At 72.1% G+C, this 13,915-nt stretch carries 12 protein-coding genes and 1 pseudogene; 3 read left to right on the forward strand and 10 right to left on the reverse strand.

Annotation, left to right across the window (positions count from 1 at the left end; translation table 11 throughout):
* Nucleotides 1-35 precede the first annotated feature (35 nt).
* From pheT to infC, 7 genes and pseudogenes are all read right to left on the reverse strand, one after another.
* Nucleotides 36-2,549 carry a phenylalanine--tRNA ligase subunit beta gene (gene pheT, locus EJ357_RS08845; protein ID WP_126390319.1) on the reverse strand — a complete coding sequence of 838 codons (2,514 nt, stop codon included), beginning with the start codon at nt 2,547-2,549 and terminating at the stop codon, nt 36-38.
* Entirely contained in the window at nt 2,549-3,670 is a 1,122-nt protein-coding gene (gene pheS / locus EJ357_RS08850; RefSeq protein ID WP_126390321.1) for a phenylalanine--tRNA ligase subunit alpha, read from the reverse strand. The genes pheT and pheS overlap by 1 nt, the downstream gene beginning before the upstream one ends.
* Before the next feature lie 147 nt (nt 3,671-3,817).
* On the reverse strand, nt 3,818-4,954 hold the full coding sequence (locus EJ357_RS08855) for a sensor histidine kinase (protein ID WP_126390323.1): 1,137 nt from the start codon (nt 4,952-4,954) through the stop codon (nt 3,818-3,820).
* 53 nt (nt 4,955-5,007) lie between these two features.
* Complete coding sequence (locus EJ357_RS08860) at nt 5,008-5,853, reverse strand: TrmH family RNA methyltransferase (protein WP_126390325.1); 846 nt, start codon at nt 5,851-5,853, stop codon at nt 5,008-5,010.
* A 103-nt stretch (nt 5,854-5,956) separates the two neighbouring features.
* On the reverse strand, nt 5,957-6,340 hold the full coding sequence (rplT, locus tag EJ357_RS08865) for a 50S ribosomal protein L20 (RefSeq protein WP_006141703.1): 384 nt from the start codon (nt 6,338-6,340) through the stop codon (nt 5,957-5,959).
* A 101-nt stretch (nt 6,341-6,441) separates the two neighbouring features.
* On the reverse strand, nt 6,442-6,636 hold the full coding sequence (gene rpmI, locus EJ357_RS08870) for a 50S ribosomal protein L35 (RefSeq protein ID WP_004933563.1): 195 nt from the start codon (nt 6,634-6,636) through the stop codon (nt 6,442-6,444).
* A gap of 110 nt (nt 6,637-6,746) precedes the next feature.
* Nucleotides 6,747-7,428 (reverse strand): annotated as a pseudogene (infC, locus tag EJ357_RS08875) (translation initiation factor IF-3).
* A gap of 340 nt (nt 7,429-7,768) precedes the next feature.
* Here infC and EJ357_RS08885 point away from each other — a divergent pair.
* Nucleotides 7,769-8,146: a DUF1844 domain-containing protein gene (locus EJ357_RS08885; RefSeq protein WP_126390329.1), complete on the forward strand. Its 378-nt coding sequence runs from the start codon at nt 7,769-7,771 to the stop codon at nt 8,144-8,146.
* A 22-nt stretch (nt 8,147-8,168) separates the two neighbouring features.
* Here EJ357_RS08885 and EJ357_RS08890 read toward each other — a convergent pair whose 3' ends face one another.
* Nucleotides 8,169-8,900, reverse strand: a complete 732-nt coding sequence (locus EJ357_RS08890; RefSeq protein ID WP_126390331.1) for an SseB family protein — start codon at nt 8,898-8,900, stop codon at nt 8,169-8,171.
* Nucleotides 8,901-9,049: 149 nt separating this feature from the next.
* Here EJ357_RS08890 and EJ357_RS08895 point away from each other — a divergent pair, with 149 nt between their 5' ends.
* Together EJ357_RS08895 and EJ357_RS08900 are read left to right on the forward strand one after the other, a co-directional pair.
* Nucleotides 9,050-10,063 (forward strand): serine hydrolase, encoded by a 1,014-nt coding sequence (locus EJ357_RS08895; RefSeq protein WP_126390333.1) that lies wholly within the window; start codon nt 9,050-9,052, stop codon nt 10,061-10,063.
* Nucleotides 10,064-10,154: 91 nt separating this feature from the next.
* Nucleotides 10,155-10,751 (forward strand): HD domain-containing protein, encoded by a 597-nt coding sequence (locus EJ357_RS08900; protein WP_228473016.1) that lies wholly within the window; start codon nt 10,155-10,157, stop codon nt 10,749-10,751.
* Between the two features lie 50 nt (nt 10,752-10,801).
* On the opposite strand, the gene mycP is transcribed toward EJ357_RS08900, so the two are convergent.
* Together mycP and EJ357_RS08910 are read right to left on the reverse strand one after the other, a co-directional pair.
* Nucleotides 10,802-11,977: a type VII secretion-associated serine protease mycosin gene (mycP, locus tag EJ357_RS08905; RefSeq protein WP_126399315.1), complete on the reverse strand. Its 1,176-nt coding sequence runs from the start codon at nt 11,975-11,977 to the stop codon at nt 10,802-10,804.
* Between the two features lie 53 nt (nt 11,978-12,030).
* Nucleotides 12,031-13,560, reverse strand: a complete 1,530-nt coding sequence (locus EJ357_RS08910) for a hypothetical protein (protein WP_407698475.1) — start codon at nt 13,558-13,560, stop codon at nt 12,031-12,033.
* Nucleotides 13,561-13,915: the final 355 nt, after the last annotated feature.

Here is a 13,915-nt window from a genome sequence, read left to right on the forward strand (position 1 = left end):
GCCCGCCGATCGCAGTCCCCCGCCCCGTGGGCGCACTACCCCCGCAAAACCGCACCCGTACGCTCGCCCGCCAGGGCAACCGCAGCGTCCCTGGCAGCCGAAGCCTCGTCGACGGTCAGCGTCCGATCGCCCGCGCGGAAGCGGAGCGCGTACGCCAGCGACTTCTTCCCGTCGCCCAGCTGGTCCTCGTTCTCGTACACGTCGAACAGCCGGATCCCCTCAAGAAGTTCACCCGCCCCCGCACGCAGCGCCGCCTCGACCTCCGCGGCCGGCACCGGCTTGTCCACCACAAGGGCGACATCCTGCGTGGCCACCGGGAAGGTGGAGATGCTCGGCGCCTGAGGCGTACCGTCCCCGACCTGCTCCAGCGCGTCCAGGTCCAGCTCCATCGCGCAGGTGCGCGCAGGAAGGCCCAGCGCCTTGAGCACCCGCGGGTGCAGCTCACCGGCGTGACCGACGACGCGCTGGGCACCGTCGACGGTGATCGCCAGCTCGGCGCACCGCCCCGGGTGCCACGGCCCGTACTGCCCGCCCCGCACGATCAGCTCGGCGCCTGCTTCCCGCGCGACGACCCGGGCCGCCTCGACCGCGTCGGACCACCCGGCCGGACGGCCGTCGCCCCACCAGCCGGCCTGCTCCCGCGCCCCGGCGAGGACGACGGCCACGTGGCGCGGCTGCTCGGGCAGCACGGCGTTCAGCGCGGCGATCTCCTCGTCGGTCGGGCGACGGTCGACGGGCAGGTGCCCGGCGACGCTCTGCTCCGCGCGCGGCTGGAAGACCAGGCCGGTCTCGAACAGGGCCAGATCGTGCGAGCCCCGCCCGTCGTTGCGCCGCAGCGCGCCGAGCAGCCCCGGCAGCAGTGACGTGCGCAGCGCGGGCTCCTCGTCGTTGAGCGGGTTGACCAGCTTGACGACGCGGCGGGCCGGGTCGTCGGCGTCCAGTCCGAGCTGGTCGAAGACCTGCTCGCTGACGAAGGGGTAGTTCGGCGCCTCGACGTAACCGGCGCCGGCCAGCGCGCGGCCGACCCGGCGGTGCAGGCGCTGACGGTGGGTCAGACCACGGCCGGACGGCGGCTTCGGCAGCGTGGAGGGCAGGTTCTCGTAGCCCTCCAGCCGGATGACCTCTTCGGCCAGGTCGTTCGGCTCCAGCAGGTCGGGCCGCCAGGACGGCACGGTGACGATCAGCTCGTCCTGCCCGTACACGTCGCAGCCGATCTCCTGCAGTCGCCGTACGACGGTCTCGCGGCCGTACTCGACGCCCGCGACCTTGTCCGGGTGGTCGGCCGGGCTGGTGATGGTGTGCGGCCCGGAGGGCGTGGCGACCTCGGTGACGCCGGCCTCGGCCGTACCACCGGCCAGCAGCACCAGCAGGTCCACCGTCCGCTGTGCGGCAGCGGCTGCCGCGGCCGGGTCGACGCCGCGCTCGAAGCGGCGGGACGCCTCCGAGGACAGCTTGTGGCGGCGGGCGGTGCGCGCGATGGCGACCTGGTCGAAGTGGGCGGCCTCGATGACGACATCGGTGGACGCGTTCTCGACGTCGTCGTGGTCGGCGATCTCCGTGTTGGCGCCGCCCATGACGCCCGCGAGGCCGATCGGGCCGCGCTCGTCGGTGATGACCAGGTCCTCGGCGTGCAGCTTGCGCTCCACGCCGTCGAGGGTGACGAGCTTCTCGCCCTCCTCGGCCCGGCGCACGCCGATCGTGCCCTGGACCAGGCTGCGGTCGTAGGCGTGCAGCGGCTGGCCGAGCTCCATCATCACGTAGTTGGTGACGTCGACGGCGAGCGAGATCGGGCGCATGCCGACCTTCTGCAGACGGCGCTGCAGCCAGATCGGGGAGCGCGCCTCGGGGCTCAGGCCGGTCACCGTACGGGCGGTGAAGCGGTCGCAGCCGATCGGGTCCGAGACCTGCACGGGGTAGCCGAAGGCGTTCGGGCCGGGCACGTCGAGCAGGGCCGGGTCGCGCAGCGGGATGCCGTAGGCGATGGCGGTCTCGCGGGCGACGCCGCGGATGGACAGGCAGTCGCCGCGGTTGGCGGTGACGGCGATGTCCAGGACCTCGTCGACCAGCTCCAGGAGCTCGATGGCGTCCTTGCCGACCTCGGTCTCCGGCGGCAGCACGATGATGCCGTGCGTGCCGTCGTCGCCCATCCCCAGCTCGCTGGTGGAGCAGATCATGCCGTGCGAGACGCGGCCGTAGGTCTTGCGCGCGGCGATCGCGAAGCCGCCGGGCAGCACGGCGCCGGGGAGGACCACGACGACCTTGTCGCCGACCTGGAAGTTGCGGGCGCCGCAGATGAGTTCCTGGGGCTCGCCGGTGCCGTTGGCCTGGCCGACGTCGACGGTGCAGAAGCGGATCGGCTTCTTGAACTCCGTCAGCTCCTCGATGGTCAGCACCTGGCCGACGACGAGCGGGCCCTTGAGGCCCTCGCCGAGCTGCTCGACGGTCTCCACCTCGAGACCGGCGGCGATGAGCTTGGCCTGGACGTCACGGCCGGTTTCGGTCGCCGGCAGGTCGACGTACTCCCGCAGCCAAGAAAGCGGGACCCGCATCAGATCTCCATCCCGAACGGCCGGGTGAACCGGACGTCACCCTCGACCATGTCTCGCATGTCTTCGACGTTGTGGCGGAACATCAGCATCCGCTCGATACCGAACCCGAAGGCGAACCCGCTGTACTTCTCCGGGTCGACGCCGCAGGCGGTCAGCACCTTGGGGTTGACCATGCCGCAGCCGCCGAGCTCGATCCAGCCCTCGGAGGAGCAGGTACGGCAGGGGCGGTCGGGGTTGCCGACGGACTCGCCGCGGCAGACGTAGCACACCATGTCCATCTCGGCGGACGGCTCGGTGAACGGGAAGAAGTTGGGCCGCAGCCGGGTCTTCATGCCCTCGCCGAAGAGGGACTGGACCATGTGGTCCAGGGTGCCCTTGAGGTCGGCCATGGTCAGGCCCTCGTCGACCGCGAGCAGCTCGACCTGGTGGAAGACCGGGGTGTGCGTGGCGTCCAGCTCGTCGGTGCGGTACACGCGGCCGGGACAGATCACGTAGACCGGCAGCTCACGGTTGAGCAGGGAGCGGATCTGCACGGGCGAGGTGTGGGTGCGCAGGACGACGCCGGACTCGGTGCCGCCGTCCGGGCCCTGCACGAAGAAGGTGTCGGCCTCGCCGCGCGCGGGGTGGTCCGGGCCGATGTTCAGCGCGTCGAAGTTGAACCACTCGGCCTCGACCTGCGGGCCCTCGGCGACCTCGTAGCCCATGGCCACGAAGATGTCCTCGATGCGCTCGGAGAGCGTGGTGAGCGGGTGGCGGGCGCCGGGCGGCACGCGGTCGTAGGGCAGTGTGACGTCCACTGCCTCCTCGACCAGGACGCGCTGGTCCCGCTCGGCCTCCAGCTCGCCCTGGCGGGCACCGAGCGCCTTGTTCACGGCGCCGCGGGCCTGGCCGACGAGCTTGCCGGCGGCGGCCTTGGCGTGCGGGGGCAGGGCGCCGATCTCGCGGTTGGCGAGGGCCAGCGGGGAGGTGCCGCCGGTGTGGGCGACCTTGGCCTCCTGGAGCGCGTCGAGGGAGTCCGCGGCGGCGAAGGCGGCGAGCGCCTCGTCCCGCATGCGCTCGATCTCTTCCGGTTTCAAGGCCTCGACCTCTACAGGGTCGTACGACTTATTCGGTGCCGACATCTCTTCCCGTGCTTCCGATTGGCTGGCTGAAGGTCCCCGTACCGACTCGTGGACAGATCGTCACGGTTTTTGGGACACAAAGGTGCCAAAGGCCGAGTCTAACGGGGTTGAGGAATGCGAATGCGCCCGTGGGGCTCGGTCCGGATCTCAGGTGAGATACGCGGGTGCCGCCACGGGCAACGTAAATCGGAACTGCGCGCCGCCGCCGGGGGCGCGGCCGACCTCGATGGCGCCGCCGTGGGCCTCGACGATGCCCTTGACGATGTAGAGCCCGAGGCCCGTGCCGCCGCGCTTGCTGCCCCGCCAGAAGCGGGTGAAGACGCGGTTCATGGATTCCTCCGGGATGCCGGGCCCCTCGTCGCTCACCGTGACCGACGTGCCGACGTCCTCCCCCTCACGTGGGGACGTCGTGGCCGTGATGTCAATGGTGACCGTTCCGTCGCCGTGCCGCACGGCATTTTCGATGAGGTTGCTGAGCACCTGGTCGACCTTGTCGGGGTCGGCCCACAGGTCGGGCAGCGGCTGCTCGACACGCAGCAGGAAGCGGTCGGCGACCTGGCCGGCGGCGACGTACGCCTGGATGTGCCGTCCCACGGCCGCGCCGATGTCGACGGGCTGGCGGCGTACCTCCAGGCGCCCGCTGTCGATCCGGGAGATGTCGAGCAGCTCGGCGATGAGCCGGGTGACCCGGTCGGCGTCGGCGTCGACGGTCTCCAGCATCAGCCGCTTCTGGTCGTCGGTGAACCTCTCCCACTTGGCGAGGAGCGTGGCGGTGAAGCCCTTGACCGAGGTGAGCGGAGAACGCAGCTCGTGCGCGACGGTGGCGATCAGCTCGGCGTGACTGCGCTCGGTGCGGCGGCGGGCCTCTGTGTCGCGCAGGGAGACCACGACGCGGCGGACGGGCCCGGTCGGCTCGGCACGGACGTAGCGCACCGAGACGAGCACCTCCCGGCCGCCGGGCAGGAGCAGGTTGCGCTCAGGCTGTCGGCGCCTGATGGCGAGCCCGCCGTACGGATCGGTCACCTGCCACCAGCGCCGCCCCTCAAGGTCCTCTAACGGCAGGGCCTTCGCCAGGCGCTGCCCGAGGGCGTCGGCGGCGGGGACGGCGGTGATGCGCTCGGCGGCGGCGTTGAAGCAGATGACGTGCCCGTGCTCGTCGGCGACGACGAGGCCGTCGGGCAGGTCGTCGGGATCGATGCCGAAATCGGCGGGATCACCGGACCGGGCCGTTGACGGCTGCCGCACCTCCCGTGCCCCCGGTGCGCTGCCCGTGCCGACACTCATCCCCGTACCCCACCTCTCACAACGGCTGAGGGGCCCCCGAGCTGGTCACCCTACTAGCTCTCGGTGACGGTGCGGCACCCTCCGGAGGCGCGCTGTGCACGGGCCGACGCATAGAGACATACGGCGGCGGCGGTGGCGAGGTTCAGGCTCTCGGCCTTCCCGTGGATCGGCACGCGCACGACGGCGTCGGCCAGCGCGCGCGTCTCCTCCGGAAGCCCCCAGGCCTCGTTCCCGAAGATCCAGGCGGTCGGCCCGCCCATGGTCCCCTTGTCGAGCTCGTCGTCGAGATCGTCCGTCCCCGCCCCGTCGGCGGCCAGGATGCGCACGCCGGCCTCCTTGAGCCCCTCAACGGCCCGCTCGACGGGCACCCCGACGGCGACGGGAAGGTGGAACAGCGATCCGACCGAGGCCCGTACGGCCTTGGGGTTGTAGAGATCCACGGACGCGTCGGTCAGTACGACGGCCTCGGCACCGGCGGCGTCGGCGCACCGCAGCACGGTCCCGGCGTTGCCGGGGTCCCGCACATGCGCGAGCACGGCGACGAGCCTGGGCCGGTCGGCGAGGATCTCGTCGAAGGGCGTGTCGACGAACCGGCAGATCCCGACGAGCCCCTGCGGTGTGACCGTGGTGGAGATGTCGGCGATCACCTGCTCGTCGGCGAGGTGCACGCGGGCGCCCGCGGCCCGGGCCTCGCCGATGATGTCGGCGTACCGCTCCGCGGCCTCGACGGTCGTGAACAGCTCCACGAGCGTGGACCCGTACGCCGCCGCCTCCCGCACCGCCTGCGGCCCCTCCGCGAGAAACAGCCGCTCCTTCCCCCGGAAGTTCCGCTTGGCGAGCCGCCGGGCGGCCAGGACGCGGGGGGAACGGGGGGAGATCAGCTCGGGGCTGACGGGCATGGGGTTCACCTTGGTGTTCTGAAGTTCACGGACACAACAGGACCCGCAAGCCTCCTCGGCCTGCGGGTCCCTTCAGTCACGTCGGCCTGGAGCCGTTGGAGCGTCAGGCGGCCTTCGGGGCGTTGACGTCCGACGGCAGCGCCTTCTGCGCGACCTCGACGAGCGCGGCGAACGCGTTCGCGTCGTTGACGGCCAGCTCGGCCAGGATCTTGCGGTCGACCTCGACGTTCGCGGCCTTCAGACCCTGGATGAAGCGGTTGTACGTGATGCCGTTGGCGCGGGCAGCGGCGTTGATGCGCTGGATCCACAGCTGGCGGAAGTCACCCTTGCGCTTCTTGCGGTCGTTGTAGTTGTAGACCAGCGAGTGGGTGACCTGCTCCTTGGCCTTGCGGTACAGGCGCGAACGCTGACCGCGGTAGCCGGAAGCCTGCTCGAGGATCGCCCGGCGCTTCTTGTGGGCGTTGACTGCCCGCTTGACGCGTGCCACTTTTTAACTCCTTGTAGCGGGGCCGTGGTTGGACTCACACGGCCCGGAATCGATTGGGTCCCGGTCCAGACGTACGGCGCTCGGTCGAGGCGCCGCTCACGTCACTTGCCGAGAAGCTTCTTGATCTTCGCGGCGTCGCCCGGGGCCATCTCGGCGTTGCCGGTGAGGCGACGCGTCACGCGGGACGACTTGTGCTCGAGCAGGTGGCGCTTGCCGGCGCGCTCACGGAGCACCTTGCCGGAGCCGGTGACCTTGAAGCGCTTGCTGGCACCGCTGTGCGACTTGTTCTTCGGCATAGCGCCGTTCTCTCCTCGTAGATGGCGTTCCGATGCCCGGTCGTAAAACCGGGCACGGTGGAACGTCGCTCTTGTATCGGTTACGTCCTGGGGACTGGTGTCCCCCGGGATCACGCCTCGGCGGAAGCCTCGGCAGGTGCCTCGGTCTCCACGGCGCCCTCGGCCTCCGCGGCGTTCTGCGACTTGCCGGGGTTGGCCTTCGCTTCTGCCTTGCGGGCTTCCTGCGCCTGGCGGGCCTCGGCCATCGCCTCGGTCTTCTTCTTGTGCGGACCGAGAACCATGATCATGTTGCGGCCGTCCTGCTTCGGGTTCGACTCCACGAAGCCGAGGTCCTGGACGTCCTCCGCGAGACGCTGCAGCAGTCGGTAGCCCAGCTCGGGCCGGGACTGCTCGCGACCACGGAACATGATCGTGATCTTGACCTTGTCGCCCTGCTTGAGGAACCGGACGACGTGACCCTTCTTGGTGTCATAGTCGTGCGGGTCGATCTTCGGCCGGAGCTTCATCTCCTTGATGACCGTGTGCGCCTGGTTCTTGCGCGCCTCACGGGCCTTCATGGCCGACTCGTACTTGAACTTCCCGTAGTCCATGAGCTTGCACACGGGCGGACGGGCGTTCGCCGCTACCTCGACGAGGTCGAGGTCGTACTCCTGGGCAAGCTCCAGTGCCTTGGCCAGCGGGACGATGCCCACCTGCTCGCCACTGGGACCGACAAGTCGCACCTCGGGAACGCGAATCCGGTCGTTGATGCGGGGCTCGGCGCTGATGGATCCTCCTCGGTTAGCACCACACGGCGGTCTGGCGGACAGCCGCGTATGTCTCTCGTTCAGTAAGACCTAACCGCGCCGAAGCACAAAAAATGCCCCGGACGATCACAGGCGGGGCTCCAAAACACTACCGGAGCACCGCCGCGATGATCGCGGGGCACGATTTCGGGCGACTCCATCGTCCGTACGGAACGATGGTGGCCGCCTGACCGGGGTGACCCGCCGTCCCGGGGGACGGTCAGGTGGGAGATCGGAGCCTCCACTTGTGGGCTCGACACATAAGTGTCCAGCCGGTCGTTACACAAGGTTAGCAGCATCCCGAGGGTGGCGCTAACCGGCGTGTACCGGGGCCTATCGTGTGAGGCATGAGTGACACCTCCCCCTCGGACACCCCCGAGACCCCCGGCGCGACCGACTTCGACGCCATGACCCGTGACATCGCCGAGGTCCCGGCGGTCGAGGTGATCGTGACGGTCGCCGTCAACCTGATGAGCGCCGCCGCCGTGAAACTCGGTCTGACCGAGGAGGGCGACAAGCACAAGGACCTGGACGAGGCCCGCAAGCTGGTGCACGCCCTCGCCGGGCTGCTGGACGCGAGCACGACCGAGATCAGCTCGTTCCACGCGGCACCGCTGCGCGACGGGCTGAAGTCGCTGCAGCTGGCGTTCCGCGAGGCGTCGATCGTCCCGGACGAGCCGGGGCAGGGACCGGGCGAGAAGTACACCGGCCCGGTCTACGGCTAGTCACCCTCGCGGCGACGACTGATCAGGCTCGTACGAACAGGGGCTCGCCCGGAGGCGTGGTCCCGGCCGGCAGCAACGCCAGGTCGAGACCGCGCACCAGGCGGGCCCTCAGTGTGTCGTCGGCGGCGAGCCGCTCGGCGACCGCGCGGGCGGCCTGGGCGGGTACGGCGGACTCGTCCAGGACGAGGGCCAGCGTGCCGTCGGCCTGCCCGGGCCCGAGGTGGGCGAGCAGCACGGCGGGCTCCGCGGCCACCGCGGCGCGAACCGCCTGCCGTACGGCCGGGTCGGCCAGCGGATCCGTCGTCGTACGCCCCTCGGAGAGCGCGAGCAGCGCGCGTCCCGTCAGCTCGTACGGCACCGGACCGGCCATGTCCAGGACGATCGTGTCCGCCTTCTCGTGGACGGCGGCCTGCAGGGCTTGGTGCAGGGGTACGGCGACGGGGCGGGCCGCCGGGTCCCAGCGGGCGAGGGAGTCGGTGGACGTGAAGGCGGGCAGGGCGGTGCGGTCGCCGGCCTTCAGGGTGGGGACGGCCATGTCACTGGTCTTCTCGCGGCGCAGCCCGTTCTCGTCCTCCTCGACCTCGCCGAGCACGGCCACGACGGGGACGAGCAGCCGGGCGTCCTTGAGTGCGGCCAGGACGGGCCCCTCGGCGGTGCGGTCCTCGGCCCAGGCGGCGAGCGCGGCGCTCAGCCGGGGGTCGGCGGTGCCGTCGTCGTCGGAGAAGGGAGAGTCGGGAATGTTCTTGTTCGCCACGGTCACCGACCCTATCGGGGGGATGCTGCTGCGCTTGTGCGGCCCCGTTAACCGTGCCGTGACACGGCTCCCGGCAATCTCCGTTTCTCTGACACAGATCTAACGTCCGTCTAACGGTACGCACAGACGGCGCCCTCACGATCGCGGGCATGGAGTCCTCCGGAGCCCGCCGAAGCCGTCGCGCTCGCCCCTCCCGACGCGGCCTGCTGTACGGCGCCCTCGCCGCCGTGACCGTCCTCGGCGGTACGGCCACGGGAACCGTGTACGTGACCGCGCAGGCGCACTCCGGGGGCAGGGCCGTATCGTCGGCGGCGTCGCCGACGGCCTCGCCCTCGTCCTCGGCGCCGGTCGCAGTGAGCGGGGAGGCTTCGGTGGAACCTGTGGTGCAGCCGACGGTGGATCACGACGAGCTGCTGGCGGCGGCCATGGAGGCGGTGGACGTCCCGGACGGGGTCGAGGTGGCGGTGGCGGTGCTGGACCCGGAGTCCGGTGCGAGCGCCTCGTACGGGGACGGGAGCTTCGACACGGCCAGCATCGTCAAGGTCGACATCCTGGCGGCGCTGCTGTTGCAGGCTCAGGACGAGGGACGGCGGCTGACGGCGGCGGAGCAGTCGTATGCGACCGCGATGATCGAGAGCAGCGACAACGCCTCGGCGTCGGAGCTGTGGCGCAGGATCGGGAAGGCGGCGGGGCTGGACGCCGCGAACGAGCGCCTCGGCCTCACCGGGACCGAGGGCGGCGACGGAATGCTCTGGGGGCTGACGCAGACCACCGCCACCGATCAAGTCACCCTGTTGCGGCAGGTGTTCGGGGAGGACTCGGAGTTGAGCGATGCCTCCCGGGCGTATCTGCGCGGGCTGATGGGGCAGATCGCCGTGGGCCAGCGGTGGGGGGTGTCGGCCGCGGCCGACGGCTCCTCGTGGGCGCTGAAGAACGGCTGGCTGCCGCGTACGGCGACCGGGCTGTGGGACATCAACAGCGTCGGCCGGGTGACGGTCGACGGCCACGACTACCTGGTGGCCGCGCTGTCGGACGGCAACGCGACGCAGGCGCAGGGGATTTCGCTGGTCGAGGCGGCGGCGGTGGCGGCGGTGTCGGTGTTCGCCGGGCAGGACGCGCCGGCGTCCGGGGCCGCTTCGGTGCCCGCCACGGCATCGTCGTAGCCGCCACGGCATCGTCGTGGCCGCTCCGGCGCTCCCGGACGCCGCCGCAATTCCCGTCGTCCGTCAGTTCGCGCATCAGTAACCTGTCCCGGTGGCGCCATCAGACGTTCTGTCCCGAGCCCTGAACGACCCCGTCGACCCGCCCCTCGGACCGCTCCCGGCGCCCGTGGCCGATCTTCTTCGCTCTCTCGACGCCCCGCCGCGGTTGGCCGCCCATCTGCGTGCGGTGCACGACGTGGCGGTTCAGCTGGTCGATTGGGTGGAGCGTCGGTATCCCGAGCTCGCCGTCGACCGCGAGGCCGTCCTGTTCGGAGCGGCCACGCACGACATCGGCAAGACGGTGCACATCGCCGAGTTGTCGGGTCCCGGCTCCTGTCATGAAGAGGCGGGGAGGCACCTGCTGTCGGCCCACGGGTTCGGCCCGGAACTCGCCCGCTTCGCCGGCACCCACGCCTCCTGGGCGGATCCCGCTGCCACACTCGAAGACCTGCTGGTGAGCACGGCGGACAAGGTCTGGAAGAACAAGCGGGTCCCCGAGCTCGAAGACCTCGTCATCTCACGGCTGGCCCGGGCGACGGGCAGGCAGCGCTGGGAGGAGTACCTGGCGCTCGACGACCTCCTCGGCCACATCGGCGACGGAGCCGACCACCGGCTGGCCTTCCAGGCGTCCTTCCCTGTGTACGCGTAGGGCGTGTCTGTGCCGATGAGCACGGCAGTGGACCGCTGCACGCGCGGGTCTCAGAAGTGGAACCGTCCGCGGCGGCCGCGCAGCACTGCGATCGCCCCGATCAGCAGGAGGCCGCCGGCGCTGCCCGCGAGGACGGCGGTCCAGTTCGTCGCGTCGTCGTCGGACTTGGCGGCCTCGGGGCCCGGGCCGAAGTACTCCTCGCCGTACGCCGCCGGCTGCAGGCCCTTCGGCTTGAGGGTCTCGGCCTTCTCGATGGCGGCCGCCGGGTCGATGAAGCCGTAGCCGCGGGAGTCGTCGCGGCCGTCGGCGGGGGCGTCGCGGGCCGTGTCCTCGAGGAGCTTCTTGATCTGGGCCGGGGTCAGACCGGGGTGCGCGGCCTTGATCAGGGCCACCGCTCCGGAGACGAAGGCGGCCGCGGCGCTGGTGCCCCAGCCCTCGTAGTACTTGTGGTCGGGGTCGGCGATGACGACGTCGACGCCGGGGGCGCTGACCGTCGCGTACCAGCGGCGGGTGGAGAAGGAGGCGCGGGTGCCGTAGCGGTCGACGGCGGTCGCGGCGATGACGCCCGGGTAGGCGGCCGGGTAGGAGATGTGGTCGCCCTTGTCGCCGCCGTTGCCCGCGGAGGCGACGACGACCGCGCCCTTCTTCAGGGCGTACTGGACGGCCTCGTCCTCGCCGGCCTCGGGGTGGGCGGACTTGGAGTCGTCGCCGAGGGAGAGGTTGATGACGTCGGCGCCGTGGTCGGCGGCCCAGCGGATGCCTTCGGCGAGGGCGTTGCCGCGGGTGCTGCGGGCCTTGGCGCGGGCGGGGTCGCCGTCCTCCAGGATGACGCGGACGGGGAGGATCTTGGCCTCGGGGGCGATGCCCATGACGCCGTCGCCCTTGCCCACGCCATGTCCGTGACCGGCGATGATGCCGGCCATGGCGGTGCCGTGCCGGGCCCAGGGGCGATCGCCGCGCTCGGCGCCGAAGCCGACCATGTCCTTGCCTTCGAGGACGTTGCCGGCCAGGTCGGGGTGGTCGTCCTCGACGCCGGTGTCGAGGACGGCGACGGTGATGCCGGCGCCCTTGGTGGTCTGCCAGGCCTCCTGGGTGTGCATGGCGTCCAGGGCCCACTGCCGGGCGCGTATCGAGTCGGCGTGCGCGGCGGTGGGCGGCAGGAGGGCGAGGCAGGCGCCGAGGAGGACGGCGACGGGGCCGGTCCGGCGGATCGTGAAGGTCTTCATGGCGCCGCCGGTTCGGGGGGCCGTGGTTGCCACGCTGCTCGTTCCGGTCCTCATCACGACTGCTCCGTGGTCGGGCCGACGTTCTTACGCAGGGCGCGTTCGACGCGGTCGGCGAGGCCCTTTGCCTCGTGGCCGAGGCCGGCCTGGGCCACGGCCGTGGTGGTGCCGGACCGCATGGCCTCGTCGGCGGGCTCGGGCTCGTCGACGGTGCGGTCGTCGGCCCAGCCTGAGACGGCGTACACGACGACGGGGGCGTCGGTGAGGACGGAGACGGTCCAGGAGGCGCGCTGCTCGTCGCCGAATCCGGCGGCCAGGGTGCCCTTGACGGCGTAGGGGCGCGGCATGAGGTCCGCGCGGCGGTCCAGGTCCTCTTTGGCGAACCGGCTGTCGAGCGAGCGCATGGCGGCCGCGTCGGCCGTGGTGAAGAGCAGGCCGACGGTGGTGACGTAGCTCTCGGTGGCGTCGATGTAGGTGGCGCGCAGGAGTCGCTCGCAGCCGACGGGGGCGAGGGCCTTGCGCAGCAACGGGTCGAAGGCGTTCGCACAGCCGCTGTCCGGGGCCACGGCGATCCGCGTCCAGGTCCGGTCGGCGCCGCCTGGTCCGGCGCCCTTGCCGAGCACGGTGCGCGGGAACAGCTGGTCCACGGGGACGCTGTGCCACAGACCGCCGGCGGCGGCGAAGGTGTCCTGCGCTCCGTCGTCGCCGGACTCCCCGACCAGCCAACTCCCGGTCACGGCCCCGCCGATGAGGCCGAGCCCGAGTACGACACAGGCGGCGGCCGCGGCGAGCCGGGGCCGGATCCGCACCCCGAGGAGGGGCCGCGGTCGTGCCCGTTCGTCGTAGCCCTCGGGCTCCCCGAACGACACGTGGGGCCGCCCGGCGCCCGGGGCACCGCCCGGCGCCATGGGGGCGCTCCAGGAGAGGGACGGGTCCGGGGCGAAGGAGGTGGAGCCGCGGCCGTTCGTGGACTGCCCCGGAACGTGGGCGGGCGCGGGCCCTGAGGGTGCGGCGGCACCGTATCCGCTGCCCGCCGGCGCGTGCCCGGCCCCCGGCTCACGCTCGGGAGGGAGCGGGACCGATACGGCGGGCCGCGGGGGCGGCGGGGCGGAAGCGGGACGGCGAGTGGGGTCGGCGGGTGCCGGGCCGGGACGGGTGGCCGGCGGCGGAGGCATGGCGGTGGAGCCCTGCGCAGGCCCGCTGCCCGGCCGGGGAGGCGCGCCGGACGCTCCCTGCGCGGTCGACGTGCCCGCCTGAGGAGGCACGCCGATGGAACCCGGCATGGGCGCGCCGCCCGGCCGGGACGGCACGTCGGCGGAACCGCGCGCCGAGGGCGGCCGGGTGTCGGACTCGGGCGAGGAGCCGGAGAGGATCGGCCGGAGCCGGAAGGTGGTCTCCGCGGCGGTCTCGGCGGGGGCGCCCGTACGGCGCGGCGTCGAGGGCCGCTCGGCCTGGCGGGGCGGTATGCCGTTGGGCGCCGGCTGCCCGGCGGGTTCCTGGCGGGGCGATCCGCCGCTCTCGGCGAGCCCTGCGGTGGGCGGGGCGTCCGGGAAGCGCGCCGAGGCCCGGGGCGGTGGCGGAGGCATGGAGGCGTCGTCTCCGGAGGCCGGGACGCGCAGGTGGGGGGTGTGGGGCGACGTACCTGACATTCCGGACGGACTCGACGGGTCGGATGCACTGGATGTGCCGGACGGGGGGTGAGTGGAGCTCGCCGGGGAGTTCGGCATCGCCCCCGGCCCACCCTGCGCGGATCCCTCCGGCGCCGGGCCCGGGCCGGTCGGCTGCTCGCCCTGCGTGGTGCCGGCCGGCGGGTCGGCGGGTCTCGGCGGTGTCGTCGGGCGGGGCGGGACGGCGGGCGGTGGGGGTGTCGCGGGGCGCGGAGGGATGGGGGCGCGGCGCGCTTCCGTGCTCATCCACCCCCCCGTTTCCTCATGTCCGGGC

Origin of the sequence: Streptomyces cyaneochromogenes (assembly GCF_003963535.1) — a bacterium.
In the GTDB taxonomy this organism is placed as follows: domain Bacteria; phylum Actinomycetota; class Actinomycetes; order Streptomycetales; family Streptomycetaceae; genus Streptomyces; species Streptomyces shaanxiensis.

Coding starts and splice junctions, on each gene's coding strand:
- pheT (WP_126390319.1), bottom strand. CDS start 2,549: ATGCGGGTCCCGCTTTCTTGGCTGCGGGAGTACGTCGACCTGCCGGCG.
- pheS (WP_126390321.1), bottom strand. CDS start 3,670: ATGTCGGCACCGAATAAGTCGTACGACCCTGTAGAGGTCGAGGCCTTG.
- EJ357_RS08855 (WP_126390323.1), bottom strand. CDS start 4,954: ATGAGTGTCGGCACGGGCAGCGCACCGGGGGCACGGGAGGTGCGGCAG.
- EJ357_RS08860 (WP_126390325.1), bottom strand. CDS start 5,853: ATGCCCGTCAGCCCCGAGCTGATCTCCCCCCGTTCCCCCCGCGTCCTG.
- rpmI (WP_004933563.1), bottom strand. CDS start 6,636: ATGCCGAAGAACAAGTCGCACAGCGGTGCCAGCAAGCGCTTCAAGGTC.
- EJ357_RS08885 (WP_126390329.1), top strand. CDS start 7,769: ATGAGTGACACCTCCCCCTCGGACACCCCCGAGACCCCCGGCGCGACC.
- EJ357_RS08895 (WP_126390333.1), top strand. CDS start 9,050: ATGGAGTCCTCCGGAGCCCGCCGAAGCCGTCGCGCTCGCCCCTCCCGA.
- mycP (WP_126399315.1), bottom strand. CDS start 11,977: ATGAAGACCTTCACGATCCGCCGGACCGGCCCCGTCGCCGTCCTCCTC.
- EJ357_RS08910 (WP_407698475.1), bottom strand. CDS start 13,560: ATGCCTCCGCCACCGCCCCGGGCCTCGGCGCGCTTCCCGGACGCCCCG.